The sequence below is a fragment of the Faecalibacterium intestinale genome (assembly GCF_040096575.1).
Classification (GTDB): Bacteria; Bacillota; Clostridia; order Oscillospirales; family Ruminococcaceae; genus Faecalibacterium; species Faecalibacterium intestinale.
The window spans coordinates 1-22,108 of sequence record NZ_JBBMEN010000004.1; the positions used below are offsets into that span (position 1 = coordinate 1).

The window sequence follows — 22,108 nt, forward strand, 5'->3', positions numbered from 1 at the left end:
CCGGAGTGGATATCTGCGGCACGTTTGCTCAGTTCCTGCACCATTTCCTTTTGAATTTCGGACGGCTTTGCCACCACGGTTTCAAACTTTGCAACCGGCACCGGCAGATGAAGCTGGTCGGAAGTTTTAATGTCCGCAACCTCCTTGAACATGGACATCAATTCCGGGAGGTTGAAAAACTTGGCGAACCGGGTGCGGGCACGGTAGCCGGTACCCTCGGGCTGGACTTCGTCAAGAGGTTTTCGGTAATTTTTCTAAATTCATCAGGTTGTCCGCAAGGAAGCCCTTGTAATTTCGTGTCTGCACATATCCTTGAACATCTTTTCAATCGGCTTTTTGGCAGTTTCGGACTGCTTCACGCACACAATAAAGGTGGTTTTACCAATCTGCACCGAATAACTCGAATTCTGATTTTCCATTCAATCCCTCCTTAAATCGTCATTTTCTGAATTTGGCTGGCAGACTGGCAACTGTGGGTGTACCATGATTTTCTTGCCAGCCAAAATTTTCTGCCAGTCAAATGGCTTATTCCATCCAAAAGACCTTTTTGCGGCCTTCCACGATCTTGCTTTTCAGGGCATCGCCCAGTTCCCGTTTGGCATCCCGGACAGTTCTGCCGGGGATGCCCCTTTCCAGAGCCGCCTTGTCGATGTCCTCGCTGAACACCTGCTTTCCTCCGGCAAGCAGGGTGCAGATTAGGTCTTTAGCTTGCTGGGTCTTGGTTTCCCGCTGCGGCTCGATGCCGGACAGCATTTCATCTGCGGTAATGTCGTACTCGCCGACCCAGCGGAAACCACCCTCGTCCCCCAGAGAGAACGCCAGCGACACGCCCGGCGGGGCAAGGGAACTTTTCTCATGGGTCAGGATGCGCACGGTGGGGTCGTGCTTCAGCTTGCCGATGAACATGACGCTGCGGACGGCGGCTGCAATGTCGATAGAGCCGAGGCCCCGTTGCAGGCTCTGCATTCCGGCGGCTTTGTTCAGGTGCCCAATCAGCAAAATAGCGCAGCCTGTTCGCTGCGCTACCTGTCCCAGTCGCATGAAGATGGGGCGCACTTCGTTTGCCCGGTTCATGTCCACATCGGCACCGAGATACGCCTGGATCGGGTCGATGATGACCAATCGGGCGTTGTTCTCAATAATGGCTTTTTCAATTCGTTCATCCGAAAGGGTGAGTTGCACCTCGCTGTCGTCAATGACCAGCACCCGGTCAAGGTCTGCCCCGGCTTCGATCAGACGGGGCTTTACCGTATCGCCCAGACCGTCCTCGGCGGTCTGGTAGATCACGTTGAAGGGTTCCATGCGCTCCATGTTGGGCAGCAATTTTCCGTTGGTGCAGGCGGCTGCAAGGTGCATAAACAAACAGCGGCCCCGCAGACCTTTTTCAAAGTCTGCGGGGCCTTGTGCTGTGGGGCTATTTTACCTGCACGGTCATGGTTCGGTCACTGCCCGGTAGCCGCGGATGACGCGCCACTTGGCAACGCCCTTGTCCGGCTTAAAGCTGCCGTCGGCGCGGGCTTTCAGGTAGCCCTGCTCGATGGCCCACTGGGCGGCTTGGGTCATCTCCGGGTCGGCTACGTCCGCAAAGGCGGGCAGAGCGACCGGGGCCGGGCGGCCTGCGGTGTTCCAGAGGAGCATTGCCAGCTCGGCGCGGGTATGGGGCACGGCCACCCCTGCGGGCAGGAGCTGGTCAAGGATGAGCTCCGTGCCCACCTGATAGGCCACGACGCCCGCCACGCCCACGACTGCGCCGACCGCAAGAAGGGTGCCGAAGCTGTCTCCGCCGTCTCCGCTGCCCTCGTCGCTCTCGGCGGTGCGCCAATGGCCATAGAAGGTCACGTCCCGGTCGAGGTTGCCCACATGGCCCACGCCCGGGCCCATGTAGTAGGGGCTATCCTCCAAGCGGGTGCCGTCCTCAAGGAACCAGCCCACAAAGAGGCGTTCTTCCTCCTCGCTGCCGAAGATCGCACCGGGGAACTGCATTCCTGCATTCACCGGTTCGTCCCCCGGATGGACGACCCAGTAGACCTTAAAGTACGTGGGGGCCTGCTCCGGCCGGGCGATCTTCGCCTTCTTGCTCTCCTTTACGCTGCCTTCCACCAGGTCAAGGCTGTCCCTCAGGGTCAGCTCGTCCAGTTCGAGGGCATAATAATCCTGTTCCTCCGATGCATCCGTTTCTGCCGTGATGACGGTGCCTGCGCCGGAAGCCACCAACTCGTCTGCCACGATGGCCGAGCCGCCGACTTTCACGTTCAGCGTGCTGTTTGCCACGGTGAGCTTGCCGCACCGAATGCCATAGTGGAAGAAGTCTCCCTCCGCGTTTGAGTCCGCAATGGTCACGGTGCTGTTTCGGATGGTGATGTCTTTGTCACACTGGCTGCCTGCCCGGATCGCGTCCTCGACGCCGTCCCCGCTTTCGCCCGTAAGGGTGAGGGTTGCGTTATCCAGCGTCAGCGGGCCAACCGTCATGATCCCGTCGGCATCGGAAAGGCTGGCGGTGCCGGTAATGGTCAGCATATCATCCGTCAAGTCGGAATCGACGCAGCTGGAAATGCCTTCCTCCGCATCCTCGCCCAGCGTGAGGTGTGCATTGTTCAGGGTCAGGGTGTGGGTATCCGGGTCATAGGACACGGTGCCGTCACCCAGCACGTTGCTCTGGTTGGTCTTTGTGACCTGCTTGCCTGCTACCCAGAGGTCGTAGGTTTCGCTTTCCGGCTGGTCCGGGTCCACATCCGTCAGTTCCAGATAGTCTTGGTTCTGTCCTATGGCAGCCGTAAAGTTCTCATAATTTTCCTTCACGTTGATTTCCGTATACGCTCCATTCTCGTCGGTGCGATACCAGAACCTGCTTACGTCATTTCCGATGCTCAGTCTCCCCTGGACGATGTTATTGCCGTCGCCGTTTTCCGCCACAATCATAAGCAGATGGCCGCCGTTGTATGTCAGAATACAATTCTTTCTGATGTACCGATCCGCATGGATCTCCAGCTCGCTGCCCGGGTTCATGGTAGTGAAATTGGCGATGCCGTAGGTTGCTCCCTCGAACATTGCCCCTGTGATGTTCACGGTGCCATCGATCCGGACGTCTCCTCCGCCGATGCCCGTATGAAAATCTTTCAGCGTGATTTCGGTCCCGGCTGTGATCGTTGTTCCTGTGTCTCCGCCCAAAATTCCGTTCGGCTTAGTATCCAAATAGGCACCCAGATCGGCATAGGTGAGATCGTATTCTCCCCCGGCGATCTCTTTTGCTTCCTCAATGCCGTTGCCTTTCGTCCTGCCCGTCACCTTGCCGTTTGCCACCAGCCTCAGATTTTTTTCACTGAGGGCTTTGACCAGCGGGACCGTCCCCAAATCCGCAACTCCAACTGTGGTCAGCGTCACGTCTCCGTGAAAGGTCAAAAGGCCATGGTCATAGGATACCTCACCCTGAATGCAGCTCACATTCTCACCATCGACCCGTCCGACATACTCCGGATACAGAAACACACTTGTCACACTGCAAGCTGCTCCGATCGTCGAGTTGCCCGCCAGTGCCAGCGGGGCCGCGAGGTTCAGCGCGAGGGCTGCGGAAAGCACCCCGGCGAGGAATTTCTTCCATCTTCGTTTCATTGCAAAAGCCTCCTTTTTTCACCCAATTTTGTTGCAGGAAAAAAGCTCCACGGTTCACTTTTAGGATACCGTGGAGCTTTGGTTTTTGCTATTAACCCGGGGTTAGTTTTTGGTTAATTCCGGGGGGCGTTTTTCTGGTACCACTCGGCCAAGCGGGCGCGGCGGGTGCGGGGGTCGCCGCCCATATCCAGCTTTGCGTAGAGCTGGTTGATGTACTGCTTCACCGTGCCCTCGGAGAGGTAGAGGGCGGCGGCGATCTCCTTGTTGGTGCACCGCCCGGCCACCAGACGGGCCAGCTCCCGGTCGCGGTCGGTCAGGGGCAGCTCCGGCGCGGGGGCGGGGGCCCGCAGACCCAGCCGGGCGGCAAAGGCCCGGCCTGCGGGCAGGATGCGGGCCACGAAGGGCCCCAGACGCGGCTCGCACACGGCCCAGTCCTCCTCTTCCAGCAGGGGGGCCAGAGCGGGATACTGCTCCACAAAGAGCACCCAGAAATCGTCCTGCACAGCGTCCAGCAAAGCCGCTGCCAGCGCGGCCCGGGCCTCGGCCCGCTGGCCGAAGCGCAGCTGCGCCGCCGCCAGCTGGATGCGGGCCTGCAGCCCCACCAAGCCGTAGTGCATGGCCTCGCACCGGCGCAGCAGGCCCTCGCTGTGGGCGATCACCTTCACGTACTCCCCCTGCGCCAGCCAGACCTGCTGCTCGATGAGGGACATCATGGGGCGGCAGGGCCCAAAGAAGCTCACCTCGCCCAGCTTGTGCTCCCGGAACAGCTCCGGGGCCTGCTCCGGCCTGCCCTGCAAAGCGTAGAAATAGGCGGCGATGCTCTCCAGCAGATGCACCTGCACCCCGTCGTGCTTTTGCAGCAAGGCGGCGCGCTTGGCGGCAAAATCGTACCTCTCTTTCCCCTTGCCGCACAGGGTCAGCCGCAGGGCCAAAAAGTCGCAACAGAGGGTCATGTTCTCCTGCCCGGCGGCATCGGCCCGGGCCCGCTCCAGCAGCACGGCGGCTTTCTCCCACGCCCCCTGCAGGTAGGCGGCCTCCGCGTCCATCAAAAGCTCGGCCCCCCGGCCGTGGCCGTTGGTGATTTTATAGTAATGGGGCATACACTCGTACATTTCGGCCAGTTCTTTGCCCAGCTCCCCGGGGGCGCGGTAGTACATCATCAGCACCGAGGGGGAGCCGAAGGTCCAGCTGCCGCTGTTGCGCAGGGTGACGGCGGGGCGGCTCATCTGGCGGCTGGCGCTGCGGTGGAGGCGGCTCATCTGGGTGATGTCGTTGTAGAACAAGAAGCTCTGGATGAGATCGCACTCCCCCAGCAGGTTGCCCCGCTCGGCGGCGGGCCACTCGGGGTGTTGGGCCACGGCGGCTTCCAGCAGGGCTTTCAGCTCCATCATTTTGGGGATCTGCTGCCAGGTGAACATCCGGCGCATCAGCACCAAAATGGCCAGCGGGTGGCGCTGCAGCGCTTCCACCGGGCAGCGGTCCAGCCGCTGCAGCAGCTCGGCGGGGCTGAGGGATGCAAGCAGATTCCCCGCGTCCGCCTCGATGACGGCAAGGGCTGCATCGTGGTCGCCGCAGTGCTCAAAGGCCTGCAGCGCGTGGAGGTACTGGGCTTTTTGGGCATACCAATGGCCATACCGCTGCCAGACCTCCGTTTGCCGGGCGGCGGGCAGCTGGGCAAAGAGCCGCTCAGCGCACTCTTTCATCATGTGGTGGAAGCGGAAGCTCACCCCGTCCGGCAGGCGGGTGACAAAGGCGTTTTGCTGGGTGAGGGCCCGCAGCACCTCCTCTGCGTCGGGCAGGGCGGTGACAGCCCGGGCCATCTCCACCGTGAACTCATCGGCCAGCCCCATCACAGCGAGGAAGCCCCGGGTCTTCTCGGGCAGGGACTCCAGCATGGCGGCGGTGAACATGGCGTAGATGTCCGACCCCGGCTGCAGCAGGCTCCCCCGCTCGGTCAGGGCATGGAGGTTCAGGTAGACGGCGGAGAACCACCCCTCGCAGGAGCGCAGCAGGCTCTCGGTCTGGGCAGCGGTGATCTCCACGCCGCAGCGGTGGGTGTAGGCCAGCAGCTCCTCCCGGTTCAGGCGGAGGCCGTCGGCCTCGATGCGGTGGAGCCGCCGCCCCAGCCGCACCACCTGCTCCCCGGGCAGAAAGCGGTTGCGGCTGGCCACGATAAGGTGGACGTTCTCGGGCAGGCGGTAGGCCAGCCGACACAAAAACTGCGCCACCCGCTCGTCCCCCAGCAGGTGGAAATCGTCCAGAAAAAGATAGTAGGGCGTTTTGCCGCCCAGCGCGGCACACAGGTCCTCCAGCAGCAAAGCCGCGCCGCTGGCGTCGGCGGGGCAGTCGTAGCCCTCCAGCACCGTCAGCCCGGCGGCGGCAAAGGCCTTCTGCACGCTTTTCCAGAAGATGGAGCGGTTATCCGAGTAGATGCTGGCTTGCAGCACCACGGCCCCCGCCTTGGCCTGCTCTGCCAAGAACCAGCGCACCGCCGTCGTTTTACCGTAGCCCATGGGGGCCACCACCGCCGTGAGCGCACAGGACGCTATGGGTCGCAGCGTCTCCCGCATTCGGTCCGAGATGTAGATGATGTTCAGGTTCTGCCTGTTTCTGGCCATGCGCGTTCCCCTTTTCCTTATGCTAAGGCTATTGTAGCACATTTGCGGCGAAGAGAAAAGTGCGGCAGGGGTGCAAAAAAGCAGGCAGAGCCTTCGCCTTTGCGAAAAGTTCTGCCTGCGTTCTTTTTATAAATTGGGATTCTTGGGAGCGGCGGTTTTGGCTTAGTACATGCCGCCCTTGCTCTGGCTGTGCCGAAACCATTTGTTTCCGCAAACGGTCAGGCTGTCGTGGGCTTTCCAGCGGTATTCTTTTCCGCTGCGCACCAGCGTTTCGCCCTGTGCCCGGAGAAATTTTTCCAGATCCACCGCATTGGCTTTGTCGATCTGGGCTTGGGTGTAGGTCATGCTGCTTCCTCCTTAAAGCTCCTGTGTGTGATTTTTCGCTTCCGTTTTCATTACAGACTGTGCTGCCTTGGCTTCTTCCAGCTTTTTCAGCACCGATTCCTTTTCCGAGGTCTTGCCGCCCGGTACGGAAAGCTGCTGCTTATTCAGCACCATGTCGATATACTTGCGGATATTTTTCAGTGCAGAGACGTCCGGCTGCAAGGTTTCCAGTTTGGTACGCAGTTCTGCGCTGCCGGATTGCAGCGCAGAAAATTCGGCATCCAATGCCGAAAAATCCACCGCTGTGCTGCCGTTCAGCTTCATCAGGGTGCGGACGGCTTTATTAAAGGTGTCCAGTTCCTCTTTGTGCTGGGCAGCGTAAGCGTCCTTGGTCAACTTGAAGTTCTTCTTGATAAAGGTATCATGGATGGGCTTCAGCTTGGCATGGACGGCAGCAGCGTCCTTGATCTGGGCGATTGCCCGCATACGATTTTCGTTCTGCTTCAACTGCTTGCGGAGAGGAGCGGCGGTCTGGTTCAGGTTAGAAATTGCGGTGTCCAAATCCTCGATAGTGTTCAGAGAATGGGTTTTCAGGTAGTCCACCGCCCGTTTGACTTCCTCAAAGTCTCGGACAGTGCATTTCAGTTTTGCCTTGCCAGACCAATCGCTGCGCTGCTCATTGCGGAGATTGAAGTAGTCCACCAGCAGGTCGGACAGCGTGGGCTCTTTCGCCTTTTCCAGTGCGTCCAGAAGAATCTGCTTCTTTTCAGTCAGGTCTGCGATCCAGCGTTGCAGCCCACGAATTGCGCTGCGGATGGACTGCATCAGGCTGTTGGCCGCACGAATATCCCGGTTCAGGTTGCCGAGAAAGGTTTCCACCCCACGCTTTTCCATCTGGTGTGCAGCAGGGCCGAGGTGGACGGTCGGTATCTGCTGGATGCCCTGCCGCTCAAAGGAGCGCAGGTCAACACGTTCCGGTCTGCCAGCGGCTTCCAGATAGCGGTTGGTTATGGTCTCCCAGCTGTGCCGCCAGACCTCAGCGTACTTCTGGTCGTTCCAGTCCACCGTGTTTTCCTTGTGGCACTTCCAGTTGCCAGAGGGGAGCCGGATGCGCTCGCCGTTCTCGTCAAGGTCGTACACCTTTCGGGCTTTCGGCAACCACTTACCGTGTTCGTCCATTGCCCGGAGCGTCAGCAGAATGTGGGCGTGTGGGTTTCCGTCTCCCTTGTCGTGGATGGCAAAATCGGCAATCATGCCCTTGGAAACAAACTGTTCCTGACAAAACTCCCGAATCATTTTCAGATACTGCTCTTTCGGGACTTCCACCGGGAATGCCAACACAATGCGCCGGGCAAGCTGGGAGTTCCATTGGTTCTCTACGGCTTCCACGGCATTCCAGAGCATTGCCCTGTCTGCATATCCGGGCGGCGCATGGGACGGCAGCATGACCTCGGCGTGGACAAGTTCTTTCTTCTTGTTGTAGAATTTGGTTTTCTGGTCGTACTCGCTGAATAGCCGTTCGCCGCTCTGATAAGCGGCCCCGGCAACAGCGGACTGTCCTTGGCTGCGCTTGACGATGGTAATTTTGAAATGCGGACACGGAATAGGCATCACCCCCAAACAAAAAGACCGCCCAGCAAGATTGCTCTTGTGAACGGTCTGGAATCGTATTCGGTTGTGCTCGCCGCCTTGGACCGGAGTGCCGTGCACTTCGGTCTTGGGCGGGAGCCGCAAAAGGATAGCTGCAAAGCAGCGCAAGGAAAATGCAGTTTTCCTTGCGCTGGAATCGGGCTGGCGCACAAACGCCAGCTTCGATTTCATCGAGCCGTCTGCAAGACCGCAATTTCACACAAAGGGGTCCCCGGAAAAGCATCGAAGATGATTTTATGGGGAAGAGGAGGAACTGCGGAGTGAATGAGCATTTGTGCTTTTTGCACAGATGCGAACGATACGCAGCAAGTGACGACAAGGTGTATAATTGCGCCCTATTTCATAGGGGGCTCGGAATGTTCTGCTTTTCGTAAACGTCATGCACCATCTTTGCAAGAGCCAGCACGACTTCAGGTTGACGGAACGAGATTTTCAAAAGTTCCATCACCTGATCGTCGGTCAGTTCTCCCGGACAGACCAGAAAACTTTCCAGCATTCCGGCACGAGTGCAAAGACGATGCACACGCTCTCTCCGGTTCAGCTCCGACATCCGACGCTCAAGGATTTTCTCTCTGTGCTGGCAAGAGCGCAGCTTCTGCTCTGCTTTGGCTTTTTCGTTGCTGAGGTAGGCAAGATCGGTTTTGGGTTGGGTCAAGGGCATCACGCTCCCTTTACTTCAAGTTTTTTAGCAAACAGAAAAGAGTAGTTTCAAGTTTTTAATGCGATACATTTTTCCAGACGAATCATCCGTTGGTAGTTTGCAACAAAGTTCAGGACTATGGCACGAGATGTTATCAAGCTGATTCTGTATTTCGAAATTGAACGTAAATACGCTATAAGAATCCGTTCCATCTTCATAAATCATGGTTCCAAGTTTGGTCATGGTCATTTTCTTCATCTCCTTTTTCTGTTCATGCGCATTGTTTCTTTTGACAAAAAACATTATAATGTATATAATTAAAATAGTCATTTTGTGGGAGGTGGCAGTATGCCCGTAGACTACATTCCTTTGAACATTGGAATTGACTTTGGTAGTGACTACCTAACCAATGAGGTCGCTTACTTTTTAGGTGGGATTTTGGCAGCTAATGAACACACGATAAACAACGGTCAAACTTTTTGGATTGCACCGTTTCGGTCAAATCCCGGCTATGCAACTGTAACTCAGATTGAAATGCACTACAATCATGTTCAAAACATCAACAGAAATCTTCACGGCTATGTATATATGAGAGATACCATCAAAAGTGCCGGCCTTGATTCGGGCAAGTTCTTCCGAATGCAGGGATTTGGAGCGTTTTTTGGTAGCCGAAATTGCGATAGCCTTGAGCCAGTAATACCTGAAATCAAACAGGCACTTATACAATCATCGCCTGCAGTAAGGCGTTGCTTTGTTGTTGGCGCATTTGATGGCCGTGGCTCCGTTGACTTAAATCGTCAAAACAATAAGATACGCTATCTTGTTCTGGACTGTCCTAACAACACAACCGGTATGCTTTTACATGATTTGTTGGTTTCTGAAGGATTTTCGGTCAACTATAATCTCGCAAGGGATCGCGTGGAGGGCGGTGAACCTCGCAAGCCACAACTTCGCATAAAGAATTGGGATAAATTTTTGAAATGTTATGGCATGGTTTCTGAAAAGAAATATGATGTAATGAAATCGTCGTACACAACAACATTCGGTGGATGTCTGACTAGGGATGAATCTTCTGTGTTAGACGGATTAAAAACGATAGAGTGACGAGGAATTATACTATGGCTGAAAACATTATTTTCTATGGCCCTCCGGGTACTGGAAAAACATTCTTCATGCAGAAAATGATAAGCGACTATATTGACTACAATATTGAAGATGACACTATCCGTCAAACTTATATGCACAATTCAGAAAAGTGGCTTTTGCTTGCTTTAATATTGCTTCAGAATGGTCATTTAATGGATTCTGCCGAAATTTCCCGAAAAGTTGATACTCTGAATCTTAGATTGACGGATTATATGCCATCTGACACATTAGAAAGACATTCTACAGAGCAAGGCGGTATAATTCAGCGTCAATCGCCACAAATCTTTTCTCGAAGAAATGGAAAGTGGTTTGTTGATAAGGCGGCATTGTTTTCATACGAGCATGATTTTGTAAAAAATTATATGTCGGATTCTGCCCTTAACAAACGTTTTGAGTTTGTGACTTTCCATCAGTCGTTCTCGTATGAGGACTTCGTCGAAGGCATTCGTCCCACATACGATGCAGAAACAAATACTCTTGACTATTCTCCAAAAGATGGAGTTTTTAAGAGAATTTGCAAAAATGCCTCCGAACATCCCGAAAATTCCTATGCGATTTTCATTGATGAAATCAACCGCGGCAATATCGCTGAAATATTTGGTGAACTTATTAGTTTGATTGAGTCTGATAAACGAAAAGGCGAAGCAAACGAGTTGGAAACAACTTTGCCGTACTCAAAAGACGTTTTCTCTGTACCGAACAATCTAAACATATATGGCACAATGAATTCAGCAGACAAGTCTATTGCCGCGATCGATATTGCGTTGAGAAGAAGGTTTCAATTTAAGGCCTTTCCATCAAATTCGCAAATTTTGACCGATGTGCTCTCACAGCATCGCCTTGATGCCCACAATATTGACGGTGTGGATTTGGTACGCTTATTTGATACCATCAATAGCCGAATTGAATTACTACTTGATGCAAATCATATGTTGGGTCATGCGTACTTTATGAAGGTCCGTACATATCGGGACATTCTTGACGTAATCGCATTCAAAGTTGTCCCACTACTTGAAGAATACTTCTTCGATGATCTTCAGAAAGTTCAGCTTATTTTTAACTCGCTAAATGCAGATGGCGAGCTTAAGGAACACGCTATCTACTGCCACGAGGAACTCTCTCCGGAAAATCTGTTCTCTTACACAGGAGAGTACGACATTGAACCAGTTAAGCACTTCTTTGTAAATCCCGATTTAACCTTAGAATCTTTGGTGCAGATTTATCAGGATTAACGTTTATGAGAATCACGGTCTTTGAATACGAAAAACTTTTAATAAAGCAGCATAGAAATGAGCAGCTACATTATATAACTGCTATGGACGCAGCACAGCTGCAAAACATCTTTGTAGGCGATGTTCCGGCATTTGTCAGACGTGATAATTATGTTGCAGCACAGCAGTGGGTTGGGGTTGTTGATCTTCAGGGGCTTTCTATTGAGGTTTTACCCAAAATCTCATTTTGTGAAAGCTCACTGCAAAATCGAAAAATCTTAATAAATATGCTTTGCACTGTCGATCACATCACTTTGTCATCACCGAGAGAATCATCTGTATCGATAGAATCTTTTGGATTCCGCGATTTGATGATTTACAACTATATTGTTCTGTTAGAGCAGTATGTCAAATCATCATTGATTTTGGACTACGTTAAAATAACAAAAACACAGTCAGTTCTTCGTGGAAAAATCGATTTCAGGCAACAATTTAACAGGCCGGAGGAATTCCCAACAAAGTTCAAGTGTACTTACTCTAAGTATCTGAAAGACAATAAAATAAATCAGCTACTTCTATGCGCTCTCACCCAAATGTTTAATGATACTGGAAGTTCTCAACTTCGCTATCGAATCAAAAAGTTGACACACGAATTTTCGGACATTCAAAATGTTTCAAGGGATATAGCACTAAAAACTCATATCGCATTTAATTCTATCAATTCAAGAATCCAATCTCCGGTATGCTTCGCAAGACTTTATCTTGAAAATCTATCTGTTGGCTTCAGTGCTGGCAAACAGAAGGCTCAATTCATGCTGTTCGATATGAGCAAACTCTATGAGAGATATGTCTATTGTTGTTACCACAAAATATATGGAAGTCATGTGAATTACCAGTACGCAAAGAAATATCTGGTCAAAAGTTCGTCTGGCAGAAGGTATATACTCTTGCGTCCGGATATAGTCTTAAAAAGAGATGATTGCCTTACAATATTGGATACAAAATGGAAACGGATTCATGGATTTGCAAAAGAATCGGACATCTACCAAATGAATGCGTATGGGACATCATTCGATGGATGTCGTGCAGTGTATTTATTGTATCCGTATGATTCGGATTCCACTGCCTACATAGGAGATTATTCGCTTGAACTCGCCAATAATACAAGGCAGAATCTCCGAATTCGACTAGTCGATCTTTCGATATCACTGAATTGGCCACGATTCCGTTCGCATTTAATATCTTTGGTGGAATAAACAAAACCGGTCGCAAAATCAATTGCGGCCGGTTTTGTTTATTCCATGTCCTGTTTGATATATTCAGCAATGGCTTTAGCGAGTAATGGAGGAACAGCATTTCCAACTTGTTTCATCTGAGATGTTTTGCTACCATAAAAAACAAATGTGTCTGGAAAAGACTGGATGCGAGCTGCTTCACGAACGGTGATTGCACGGTTCAAGAACGGGTGTGTAAAGCGTCCCGAAGAAGGCGTATCAAAACGAGTGGTTATTGTGACGGAAATATCATCCGCATCCATTCTTGTCCATGTACCACTATATATGGATTTTGTAAGATGCTCCTTGGGGAGATATTCTTTTCCACCCTTTGGCGGAATAAGTTCCAATCTCTCTAAGGCAGTTTTAGAATGATTAGTTGCCACATGATTATATAGTAGTTGCGAATTTCTGCGCAATACTTTCTGATAATCGCTCTGTGGATCAATACGGTATCGCTGAATTTCTTCTCCTTCGCCAGAATTAAGAAAATTCAAATCGCTTATGGCATCCCAAATTGTAACATGCTTTTCTATCGCTTTCGGAAATCCGATAGATTTACTATGCAATTTTCCGATAACGAATGCTCTATTTCGATTTTGAGGAACACCATAGTCAGCTGCACACAGTACTCTTGCATCAACACCATATCCAAGAGATTCAAAAAGCTCAAATACTTCTTTCTTGAAATAGCCGTGCTCAGTTGTTAGCAAATTGGGAACATTCTCCATAACAAAATACTTCGGACGAACAGTTCTCACAACATCGACGTAGTACTTGAATAAAAAATTCCGTGGATCATTGATGGTTTTTCGCTGCCCCTTCTGTGAAAAGCCTTGACAAGGCGGCCCACCAACAACAACATCAATTTGTCCGGCATATTTCCCAAAGGTATCCATAATGGGCAGCTTCGTAATGTCTTCCACTATCATATTGGGGTTGGGACGATTTTTGATATATGCCTTTGCAATCGAAGGATCATATTCATTTGCAACAACGACATTGAATCCTTCCATTTCAAAACCAAGCGAAAGGCCACCAACACCAGCGAACAAATCAATAATTTTATAACTCATTTTTTTGCTCCCCATGTAATGAAAGTCGTTCGTTGCTTATCTGGAAGTAGTCTGCGTTGATTTCCGAACCTATAAAATTGCGCTTTAAGGTAAGTGCAGCTTCGCCCGAACTTCCACTTCCCATGAACGGATCCATGACAGTATCGTTTTCGTTTGAAAGCAGTCGAACAAATTGCGACATCAAAGCCAGTGGTTTCTGTGTAGGATGCTTGCCGAATTTTCTTTCGCCTGTGGGGGTAACTGATGTTTCAAAAAAATCGTGGATGGCTTTTCCGTCATTATTAAAAGTTCCGGTATGCTTCTTATAAACGAAATACAACCATGCCTCAGTAGAGTTAATAAAATGCAGATTCATATTTCTAGGCATTGGATTCAACTTGTGCCAAATGCCTGTCGTTTTGTAGTAGAAGCCGTGTTTTTCTGCAAGTTTGATTATTGTCTCAATTTTAATAAGAGACATGAACATAATCAAGGAACCGCCGACCTTTACCGTTCTAGCAGCCTCTGCAAAAAAATCGTCCATGGATTCTATCCATTCTTCAAATTCAAGATTATCCCATCCAGCACTTCCGAAGAAGTTACTTCTCATTTGCTTGAGGTTGGTTTCACGGCTTTTCATAAATAAGCCAAGATTATAGGGGGGATCAGTTAAAATAAGATCTACAGAATCGGATTTGACCTTGTGCATAGCACTGATACAGTCAGTGTTTTGAATATCATACCAATTCATTGCTCGTTCCTCCCTTCTTCAACAATTTCCATGATGTCGGATATATCACATTGAAGTGCCAGACAAATTTTGTCTAGGGTATCAGTTCGTACTGTTTCATCCTTAGCCAACTTGGTAATAGAAGTCGAACTTATATTGGCAATGCTTTGAAGGTCTTTCTTCTTTAAGTTTCGTTTTTTTAGCAACAGCCAAAGTTTTTTGTACCTGACAGCCATAGCCATCCTCCAACAAAGATTTTCATCCGACCAAAAAGACATACTTGTATATAATACCATGCTTCGGCTCTAAAATCAAGCGAACGCTTGATTTTTGTAGGTGTTAAAAACGATTTCTCGAAGAATGATTTCTTCGGCACGGTTGCGGATGCTGTTCATCCTGCGCACCCATTCCAGTTGATCGGCGGCTTTCAGCGCTTCGGTCACGCCCTCGGCTTCCTGCATCTGCCGGATGGTCAATGCAAGCTGTTCCTCGGCCTGCTTGTCCAGCTTGGCAAGATAGCCGTCCAGTTCACCGGACAGGAGCAGTTGATTATACTGGATGGGATGCTGCTCCTTCAGGTACGTCTTATGTAAGCGGCCCCACCGCCCGGTGGGGTGCTGCTCTGCCGGGGCTGCTGCGGTCAGATTCGGCACATTGACAAGGGTGTAGTCCAGACCGTTAGCGTTGTCATGGATGGAATTTTTCATGGTAGTCATCTGCATTATCCTCCTTTGGTTTCGGCGTTGGGACTGCTTCTGGGTCAGGTTTTGGATTTCCTTTTTTCTTGTGATAGAATTCCAAGGTTTTCTTGTTGTGGTTGATTCTTCTGCACTCATCAGAACAAAATTCCTGCTGGCTGTGTGTAGGCCAGTAGGAGTGACCGCATACGGCACAGGTGCGCTGCCGGTAGTAGTGAGTTCCTCTCTCGGCTTCTCTAGCCGCTTCCTTTTGCTCCTGTCTTGCCTGATTCCAGCATTCCCTTGAGCAGAAAAGCTGTCGGTTGCTCGTAGGTGTAAACACCTTCCCGCAGTGCGGACACGTTTTGGTTTTAATGATCTCGCCACCGTTTTCAGTGATTTTCTTTGCCTTTCGCTTTTCTCGGTAGGCTTTTTCACGTTTGCGCTGTTTTTCCATGTGCTGCCGTTCTTCCTGCTCCTTCTGCGCTTTCAGTTCGGCAAGTTCTTCCTCGGTATAAGCAATATCGACTTGACCGACATAGTTGAAATAAATATCAACCTTTTGTGTGCGGGCGTTGCCTGCACCCTCGGCTTCATAAACAACGATTTTATCGACAAGTTCGTTAAACATTGAATCGGAGATTTCTGTTGGATTTTTGCACTTACGAATCAGCGAAATGAAATGTTGAATATTCCTCCTCGGAGAGCAGCCCTTTCAATTCGGCATACTCCTTTGCCCAACTGCTCTTGTCCGGGTCAAAGGCATCCGCCAAACCTCCCCAACCAACATACTGCGAAAGCACCTGCTGTTCTTCGGCAGTGGCACCGCGGTGCTCCTGTTCCAGAGTGAACAGCGTTTTGATGGCTTTGATATTCCGGGCGAACTTCTGTTTGGGACCGCCTGCGCCGAGTGCCTCATCCGTAATACGGAAATTTCCGGCGGGCTCCGGAGCACCTTCTTCATTCAGACCTTCTTCTGCAGCGGCCACCTCCGGGGTCGTCGGCACCTCATTGACTTCTATCGAAACGGGCAGCTTATTCGAATCTTCACCGGGCAGCCCCAATCCATCCGTGACCAAAACCGGCGGTTCCGGTTCCTGCTCATACAGTTCCCATACTACCGCCAGCGGTGCTTCCCGAAAAATCGGCATCCGCAGGTCGGCCAGTGCCATATCCTGCAGGGTAACACTGTCCTTGTCAAAATCAACCTTGTCTACCCGGGATTCCCGGCCTTTCATGTGGACAATGGAACCGACCGGCAGATAATCCTCTCTGCGCAGATATTTGGTCTGATGGTGCGTGCCATCTTCATTCAGGCCGGCAAGGTAGATATTTTCACCGCACTCCCACAGCCGCTTGGCACGATACACCCACTGCTCCCTGGGAAACCCGGTAACCAGAACAGTTCCCAGCGCCGTTTCTCTTTCCAGCAGCTTTCCGCCAGTCAGTTCACAGATTTTCCTGGCATCCTCGCCGTAGAACTCGAACTGTCCGTTTTGCTCAAAACCTACCAGTGCATCCGGGTACTGTTCTTTCAGCGCATTATATTCGGCGGCACTGTCGGCATTTAGTTCAAAATACAGTTCAATAGCGTTTTTTCTTTATCTGTCAGATAGCGGTCGGCCTGCATCATCAGATCAATATATTTTTCCACCTGATTCCAGCGAAGAAATATCTTCTGATGGTCCGGATAATGTTCAAATGTCAGCCCCTTGCTGTCGTGGTCAAGCCAACCACTGCTTCCGTCCAGATAGGTGTGCGAACATCCACCGGGACCGTGCGGTGCATATTCTTTGGCAAGCGCTTTTGCCCGGAGTTTTCGGTCAGGCTGTGTCTGATAAATCTCCCAAATCCGAAGCTTGCTGTTTTCAAAGTTAGAACCTCTCCGCAGTGCTTTTTCAATATCAGCCTGTGACAAAACAAAAGCGGAGGACGATTTCTCGTTCTCCGCTTGGTCGATGGATTCGATTTGCTGTGCTTCCGTTGGAATGGCCGCCTCCAGAAAATTCAGCTGTAAATCAGCTCGGTCAGGATCATTTCCTCCGCCTGCGCTTTCAGGCTGTTCATGTGCTGCACCCACGCCATCTGGTTTTTCTCCTTGTCCGGAGCCGGGTTCCTCTCCAACAGTTCTTTCATCAGCTGTTGCATCCTGTTTTCTGCCGTCTGTTCCACCTCCCACAGGTGCGGGTACAGGGCGTTTCGCCGCGGTGCCGTATCAGACACATCAAAGACATAGTGCAGGCGCGGGTATCCGCCGGATTCATCCAGCAGTGCAATGCCCTTGGAACCACGCCGGACGTAACGGTTCATTTTATTGTTCCATACATCATACTCGGCACAGGCCGTGGCATCCGGTCTTTGGGCATAGATCATCAGCTGATCCGGGTAACTGTATTTGTACAGCCGTGCCGCTGTGATCAGAAATTCTGCCCAGTGCTTCCACTGTCGCGAAAAGCTGTCTGCCGTTTTGCAGGCAAGTGCAAGATATTTTTCGGTTTTGTTTGGCATTTGAAGCCTCCTTTCGGTTTCAGGGTACAAAAAGAGCGGGCAGCCGTTTCATCGCTGCCCGCAGAGATATGGAATGATTTACTTATTTGATAAACTGGAAGTTAGCGATTTCTTTTTCCGGTATTCTCTGTCCCTCGGATTTCCTCATGATAGAAATAATCCACGATTACCGGATGTCCCTGCGGGACTCTTCCATAAGGCATTTCATTATCCACAAAGGCACAATCATACTTCTTAGCCATTTCCGCAGCTTTTACTTCAAGTGCTTCAAAGTAGCTGCGGTTATGCTTGTTATAGATCTCGTCGTAAAGTGGTACAAGATCAGGATGTTTTTCGGCGATATAATCCATAATTGTCTTTTTGAAACCGCCTCGAAGATTGAGATTTTCGAGCCAGAACAGATCGCACTGATCCTTTACCCGCTCAAAGATGGCTTCAAAGTCCGTGATACCGGGAAATACCGGGGATACGAAACAGACTGTACGGATACCTGCTTCATATACCTGCTTCATAGCAGCGATACGGCGCTCAATGCTCGAAGCAGAGTCCATATCGTTCTTGAAATTTTCATCCAGTGTGTTGATCGACCATGAAACGGTTACACGTCCAAGCTTCTTCAGCAGATCAATATCCCGTACCACAAGATCCGACTTTGTGCAGATCAGAATATCTGCGTCACTGCCGATCAGCTGCTCCAGAAGTTTTCTGGTATTCCCGAATTGCTCCTCCTGTGGATTGTAGCCATCTGTCACAGAACCGATGACCACCCGCTGTCCGGCATATTTCTTCGGATTTTTAATTTCCGGCCAATGCTTCACATCAAGGAAAGTGCCCCATTCCTCCTTGTGCCCGGTAAAGCGCTTCATAAAAGAAGCATAGCAATACTTGCAGGCATGTGTACAGCCCACATAGGGATTGACCGAGTAACCGCCTACCGGCAGACTAGACTTAGTCATGATGTTCTTTGTTTCCACCTCACGAATGAGGATTCCATTTATTACTTCTTCCATGATTTCTGTACCTCTAACACTTTATTAAATTCTTCCGGCATTTCCTGAATCATATTTTCATCCCCTATGATAGGGACAAGGTCTTCCTTCATAAACAACGGAATGCCGAGCTTATCTGCCTGGTCCGTCAGAGACCATGCCCATTCCGGCTCCGTATGAATCTTCCTGCTCTGAGCTCCGGTCATGGTGCCCACAACGATCCAATTGATTCCGGAAAGGTCAACTGTGCCGGGATCGTCGAATAACGGCTCAAAGGTAACATGGTAATGTTTTGCTCTGATGTTTTTCCGAAGGGCATCAATACGCCACAGTTCTGCTTTCCTCGTCACTGTAACGCCAAACCATGCGTTTTCCAGATCGGTATCAAAATCCAGCAAATCAGGTCGCTTGGTAAGGAACAGGAACTGATGCTGTGGATTTTCACGGATCTTTGCAAATACCTCGTCTCTCCATTCCGGCTTCCATCCGGAGAGATCGCTCATGCCGGTAAGAAGAAAGTTCTGCGGACGTTTCTTTTCCATCATCTTGAGCTTACTCGGAAAGAATTCAAGGTCAGCGAAGTCATCAATCATATGCCAGCGTTTCACGTTGTTGCGGGCATAGCAATATGTACACCCCACTGTGCAGCCAATGACGATATTCATGTTCTGAATCTGATTTTTGATACAAATACTCATGACTTCTGCCACTCCTCAAGATTCTTTCTGATACGGTCGAGGTATTCCTCAAACTGGGCAATTTCTTCTTCTGAAAAACCTTTGTAGTAAATACTTCCCATCTCGTCAGATACAGAATCGTACTCGCCCTTTAAGGAATGTGCTTTCTCAGTCAGAAACAAGAGTGTTTTCCTTTTATCCGTTTCAGACTGAACACGTCTTATCAGCCCTTGATTTTCCATTTTTTCCAGCATCGTCGTAAGAGATGTTATCGCTAATCCGCATTTGACCGAGAGTGACCTGATTGAGATACCATCCTCCTGCCACAGCACATAAAGAATACGCCCTTGAGCTCCATTAAACGCATCAATATTTTTCTCGCTGAGAATTTTTTCAAAAATCCGGTCTCCAAGTTGTTTTATTTTGGTGACAAGAAATCCGCCATTTGTTTTCATGCAAAAGCTCCTATATAGTAGTTTTTTTAAATAATACTATATAGGAGTTTTACTGTCAAGAGCTTGTATGTTCCGAGTTGTCGAGTTCAATATACCATACCAAATAGCATTGTAATAGAGCTTATGTACGCCGCCCGCAGGCGGCAAAAGTCAGTCCGGGGGAAATTCCAGTTCGGCAAACTCTGCATCGGTCAGCAGTTTCAGTTTTTCGATAACCCCCTCCGACAGTTCCCGCAGGGCAGTTTCATCGGGCATCAGGTAGCACTGAATCAGCCGCAGTTCGTGGATAAGCCCCAGCCGGGTGCCGGTGTTGTAGAGCATCATCAGCATCAGTTCTTCATGGTCAAAGTTCATGTCCATCCCTCGCTTTCCGGCAGACGGTAGGATTGCACTCCGGGGCATCGCACTTCTCCTTGAGCATTTGCAGAACAGAAGAGTGCTCCGGCTTTGTATCCAGAAACCCCGGCAGTTCCTTGAAGCCGATGCTGTCAACGTAATGTGCCGATATTTTTCCGGCCTGATTCAGCAGGATAACATCGCTGACAGACAGGCTGTGGCCATGATAATCCATGGGCTGAGCACAGTTGAATTTCTGATACAGCTGCTCCAACAGTTCCGGTTGAGGAACGCTGCGCTTTCCGGTCGGAAGATTGCCACGGTAGAGAATCTCGTAATTATCAATCCGTTTTTAGCGGACAGTCCCATGCGGTCCAGCAAGATGCTGTACAGGGTCTTTGCATCGGTGTTCAGTCAACTAGCGCGGGAAATCATTGGTCACTTTGCATCTGTTGAAAATGCACAAATTTTAAAGCAATATATTGTGCTGCCAAAAGCAGCGGCAAAAGATGAGATATTTTTCGGTTTCACTTGGCGCTTTTGTCTTTTTTCAGATTTCAGCGTATAAAAAGCGGACAACCGTTTTGGGGTTGTCCGCAGAAGGATGTATTGTTTTCGTCACTCGATAAATGGGAATTTAACGAACTAATCTCTTTACTCTTTCAACATAATCATCTGCATGATTTATGCTAATATCTCCGTGATAATATCCTTGTAATACTTCAAGTTCACTATTTGGTATTAAATGAACAATTTTAGTTGCTGATTTTTTCATAATAGGTCTTTCTTTACTTCCAACTAATACGAGGGTCTTTGCTTTAGTATGCGATAAAGTGTTTTTTACTTCATAATTAGAATTTGACTTCATAAAAGCAATTAAATTATCTTTTGTAATTTTACAAGTATCTTCATAATATAGAGCAAACAAGCTTTTTTTAAGTTTTAAACTTTTAAATTGTAGTTTTGAAAACCACTTTTTACTTATCAAACAATATGATAAATTAAATATTGGCTCTATCATTTTATAGGTAAAGTCCATTGGCATTACCAAAGCACTTTCAATAATAGCGCATTCACATATATTAGGATTTTCAGATAATATTTCCAACAAAATTTGTCCGCCTAATGATAACCCTCCAATTAGTTTTACTTTTCCATTATAATTTTTATTTATAAAATTTATTATTTCTAGAGCATTGCTTTCAATAGAAGTAAAATTTGTATCACTTCCTGAATGTCCATCTAATATAGGAGTAACTATGTGAAATTCATTTTCAAGCAAGGATATTTCATCTATATAATTCCACCAAGAAAGACCTCCACCGTGTAATAAAATTACAATATCATTATTCTTTGAGCCATATTCTTTATATTCCATCTTACACCTCTAAATTCCGAGTTATCCCCCTCAATATACCACGCTTTTTCCCTGCGGAAAAGATACCGCGCACAAAAGGCTTCTCCGGCAACTATCCGCGCCCCGGCTCATACAATCTAACAACTATGTACCGGGAGGGATATCGTGTGCTGCTGACCTTGCTACAATTTTTCGCCACAAAATTTCTGTTTCTGGCGCTCCATCTGGAAAGCGGCTGCTTTCCGCGTCCGCTCACAGCCCGGGAGGAAGCTGCCGCCTTCAGTGCCCTGCGCGCCGGGGACGCCGCCGCCCGGGAAAAGCTGATCCGGCACAATCTACGGCTGGTGGCGCACATCGTAAAAAAATATTACGCCCTGCCGGGCGATCAGGAGGATCTTGTTTCCATCGGCACCATCGGGCTGATGAAAGCGGTAGATACCTTTGATGCCACACGCAAGGCGCGGTTTTCCACTTATGCCAGCCGCTGCATTGAAAACGAGATCCGTATGCAGTTCCGGCGGGAGCGCAAGAGCGGGCAGACCGTCTCTCTGCAAGAAGCTTTGGAGGCAGACGGGGACTCGGCGCTGACCTTAGCAGACGTGATACAGGACGGCTTTTGCATGGAGGACAGCTGTGAGCGGCAGGAGGATGTCCGGCGGCTGCGGCAGCTGCTGGACACGCTGCCTGCCCGGGAGCGGCAGATCTTACTGCTGCGGTACGGGCTGGCCGGACAGCCATCCCTGACCCAGCTGGAAACCGCCGGGCTGCTGGGCATCAGCCGCAGCTACGTTTCCCGGCTGGAGACCCACGCGCTGGAACTGCTGCGGCAGGCATGGGGCAAAAACGGCTAGG

Annotated in this window: 24 protein-coding genes and 4 pseudogenes; 4 read left to right on the forward strand and 24 right to left on the reverse strand. The window is 50.0% G+C overall.

What is annotated here, in order from left to right; genetic code table 11:
* From WMO20_RS14525 to WMO20_RS04500, 9 genes and pseudogenes are all read right to left on the reverse strand, one after another.
* Positions 1-230, reverse strand: a pseudogene (locus WMO20_RS14525) (hypothetical protein); the annotation flags it as partial.
* 33 nt (positions 231-263) lie between these two features.
* Entirely contained in the window at positions 264-419 is a 156-nt protein-coding gene (locus WMO20_RS04465; RefSeq protein WP_117532921.1) for a transposon-encoded TnpW family protein, read from the reverse strand.
* 106 nt (positions 420-525) lie between these two features.
* Positions 526-1,356: pseudogene (locus WMO20_RS04470) on the reverse strand (AAA family ATPase); the annotation flags it as partial.
* A 75-nt stretch (positions 1,357-1,431) separates the two neighbouring features.
* The gene (locus WMO20_RS04475) at positions 1,432-3,609 is read right to left on the reverse strand and encodes a hypothetical protein (RefSeq protein ID WP_349185970.1); all 2,178 of its coding nucleotides are present in this window, start codon (positions 3,607-3,609) and stop codon (positions 1,432-1,434) included.
* Positions 3,610-3,722: 113 nt separating this feature from the next.
* A complete protein-coding gene (locus tag WMO20_RS04480) occupies positions 3,723-6,227 on the reverse strand; it encodes a winged helix-turn-helix domain-containing protein (protein ID WP_349185972.1) in 2,505 nt (834 codons plus the stop codon).
* 162 nt (positions 6,228-6,389) lie between these two features.
* On the reverse strand, positions 6,390-6,572 hold the full coding sequence (locus WMO20_RS04485) for a hypothetical protein (RefSeq protein WP_349186078.1): 183 nt from the start codon (positions 6,570-6,572) through the stop codon (positions 6,390-6,392).
* Between the two features lie 12 nt (positions 6,573-6,584).
* The gene (mobQ, locus tag WMO20_RS04490) at positions 6,585-8,156 is read right to left on the reverse strand and encodes a MobQ family relaxase (protein WP_435387757.1); all 1,572 of its coding nucleotides are present in this window, start codon (positions 8,154-8,156) and stop codon (positions 6,585-6,587) included.
* A gap of 385 nt (positions 8,157-8,541) precedes the next feature.
* Positions 8,542-8,856, reverse strand: a complete 315-nt coding sequence (locus WMO20_RS04495; protein WP_435387756.1) for a DUF3847 domain-containing protein — start codon at positions 8,854-8,856, stop codon at positions 8,542-8,544.
* A 30-nt stretch (positions 8,857-8,886) separates the two neighbouring features.
* On the reverse strand, positions 8,887-9,090 hold the full coding sequence (locus WMO20_RS04500) for a hypothetical protein (RefSeq protein WP_349185974.1): 204 nt from the start codon (positions 9,088-9,090) through the stop codon (positions 8,887-8,889).
* A 99-nt stretch (positions 9,091-9,189) separates the two neighbouring features.
* Between WMO20_RS04500 and WMO20_RS04505 the strand changes: the two genes are divergently transcribed.
* Genes WMO20_RS04505 through WMO20_RS04515 form a run of 3 tightly spaced genes read left to right on the forward strand, consistent with a single transcriptional unit; the run spans position 9,190 to position 12,454 of the window.
* Positions 9,190-9,945: a hypothetical protein gene (locus WMO20_RS04505; protein WP_349185976.1), complete on the forward strand. Its 756-nt coding sequence runs from the start codon at positions 9,190-9,192 to the stop codon at positions 9,943-9,945.
* Positions 9,946-9,959: 14 nt separating this feature from the next.
* A complete protein-coding gene (locus WMO20_RS04510) occupies positions 9,960-11,219 on the forward strand; it encodes an AAA family ATPase (protein ID WP_349185977.1) in 1,260 nt (419 codons plus the stop codon).
* Between the two features lie 5 nt (positions 11,220-11,224).
* On the forward strand, positions 11,225-12,454 hold the full coding sequence (locus WMO20_RS04515) for an McrC family protein (RefSeq protein ID WP_349185979.1): 1,230 nt from the start codon (positions 11,225-11,227) through the stop codon (positions 12,452-12,454).
* Positions 12,455-12,492: 38 nt separating this feature from the next.
* Here the strand turns inward: WMO20_RS04515 and WMO20_RS04520 are convergent, their stop codons facing one another.
* From WMO20_RS04520 to WMO20_RS04585, 15 genes and pseudogenes are all read right to left on the reverse strand, one after another.
* Positions 12,493-13,548: a DNA cytosine methyltransferase gene (locus WMO20_RS04520; protein ID WP_349185981.1), complete on the reverse strand. Its 1,056-nt coding sequence runs from the start codon at positions 13,546-13,548 to the stop codon at positions 12,493-12,495.
* Complete coding sequence (locus tag WMO20_RS04525) at positions 13,538-14,278, reverse strand: DNA-methyltransferase (RefSeq protein ID WP_349185983.1); 741 nt, start codon at positions 14,276-14,278, stop codon at positions 13,538-13,540. Before WMO20_RS04525 ends, WMO20_RS04520 begins: the two co-directional genes overlap by 11 nt.
* Complete coding sequence (locus tag WMO20_RS04530; protein WP_316545600.1) at positions 14,275-14,493, reverse strand: helix-turn-helix domain-containing protein; 219 nt, start codon at positions 14,491-14,493, stop codon at positions 14,275-14,277. The genes WMO20_RS04525 and WMO20_RS04530 overlap by 4 nt, the downstream gene beginning before the upstream one ends.
* Positions 14,494-14,568: 75 nt before the next feature.
* Positions 14,569-14,973, reverse strand: coding sequence for a TnpV protein (locus WMO20_RS04535; RefSeq protein ID WP_349185984.1), 405 nt, complete (start codon positions 14,971-14,973; stop codon positions 14,569-14,571).
* A complete protein-coding gene (locus WMO20_RS04540; protein ID WP_349186073.1) occupies positions 14,945-15,625 on the reverse strand; it encodes a DUF4368 domain-containing protein in 681 nt (226 codons plus the stop codon). The genes WMO20_RS04535 and WMO20_RS04540 overlap by 29 nt, the downstream gene beginning before the upstream one ends.
* Positions 15,621-15,884, reverse strand: a pseudogene (locus tag WMO20_RS14530) (hypothetical protein); the annotation flags it as partial. The gene WMO20_RS04540 and the pseudogene WMO20_RS14530, both read right to left, overlap by 5 nt.
* A 414-nt stretch (positions 15,885-16,298) precedes the next feature.
* A pseudogene (locus WMO20_RS14535) lies at positions 16,299-16,523 on the reverse strand (MutS N-terminal domain-containing protein); the annotation flags it as partial.
* Complete coding sequence (locus tag WMO20_RS04550; protein ID WP_349185985.1) at positions 16,502-17,014, reverse strand: hypothetical protein; 513 nt, start codon at positions 17,012-17,014, stop codon at positions 16,502-16,504. The gene WMO20_RS04550 and the pseudogene WMO20_RS14535, both read right to left, overlap by 22 nt.
* Positions 16,942-17,442, reverse strand: coding sequence for a TnpV protein (locus WMO20_RS04555; RefSeq protein ID WP_349185986.1), 501 nt, complete (start codon positions 17,440-17,442; stop codon positions 16,942-16,944). The genes WMO20_RS04550 and WMO20_RS04555 overlap by 73 nt, the downstream gene beginning before the upstream one ends.
* A 101-nt stretch (positions 17,443-17,543) precedes the next feature.
* Entirely contained in the window at positions 17,544-18,452 is a 909-nt protein-coding gene (locus tag WMO20_RS04560) for a radical SAM mobile pair protein B (protein WP_349185987.1), read from the reverse strand.
* Positions 18,440-19,129, reverse strand: a complete 690-nt coding sequence (locus WMO20_RS04565) for a radical SAM mobile pair protein A (protein ID WP_349185988.1) — start codon at positions 19,127-19,129, stop codon at positions 18,440-18,442. Before WMO20_RS04565 ends, WMO20_RS04560 begins: the two co-directional genes overlap by 13 nt.
* Positions 19,126-19,563, reverse strand: coding sequence for a radical SAM mobile pair system MarR family transcriptional regulator (locus WMO20_RS04570; protein WP_349185989.1), 438 nt, complete (start codon positions 19,561-19,563; stop codon positions 19,126-19,128). Before WMO20_RS04570 ends, WMO20_RS04565 begins: the two co-directional genes overlap by 4 nt.
* 150 nt (positions 19,564-19,713) lie before the next feature.
* Entirely contained in the window at positions 19,714-19,917 is a 204-nt protein-coding gene (locus WMO20_RS04575) for a transposon-transfer assisting family protein (RefSeq protein ID WP_349185990.1), read from the reverse strand.
* Positions 19,907-20,245, reverse strand: a complete 339-nt coding sequence (locus tag WMO20_RS04580; protein WP_349186075.1) for a YodL domain-containing protein — start codon at positions 20,243-20,245, stop codon at positions 19,907-19,909. The genes WMO20_RS04575 and WMO20_RS04580 overlap by 11 nt, the downstream gene beginning before the upstream one ends.
* 291 nt (positions 20,246-20,536) lie before the next feature.
* Entirely contained in the window at positions 20,537-21,277 is a 741-nt protein-coding gene (locus WMO20_RS04585; RefSeq protein ID WP_349185991.1) for an alpha/beta fold hydrolase, read from the reverse strand.
* 146 nt (positions 21,278-21,423) lie between these two features.
* Between WMO20_RS04585 and WMO20_RS04590 the strand changes: the two genes are divergently transcribed.
* Positions 21,424-22,107: a sigma-70 family RNA polymerase sigma factor gene (locus WMO20_RS04590; RefSeq protein ID WP_349185992.1), complete on the forward strand. Its 684-nt coding sequence runs from the start codon at positions 21,424-21,426 to the stop codon at positions 22,105-22,107.
* Position 22,108 lies beyond the last annotated feature (1 nt).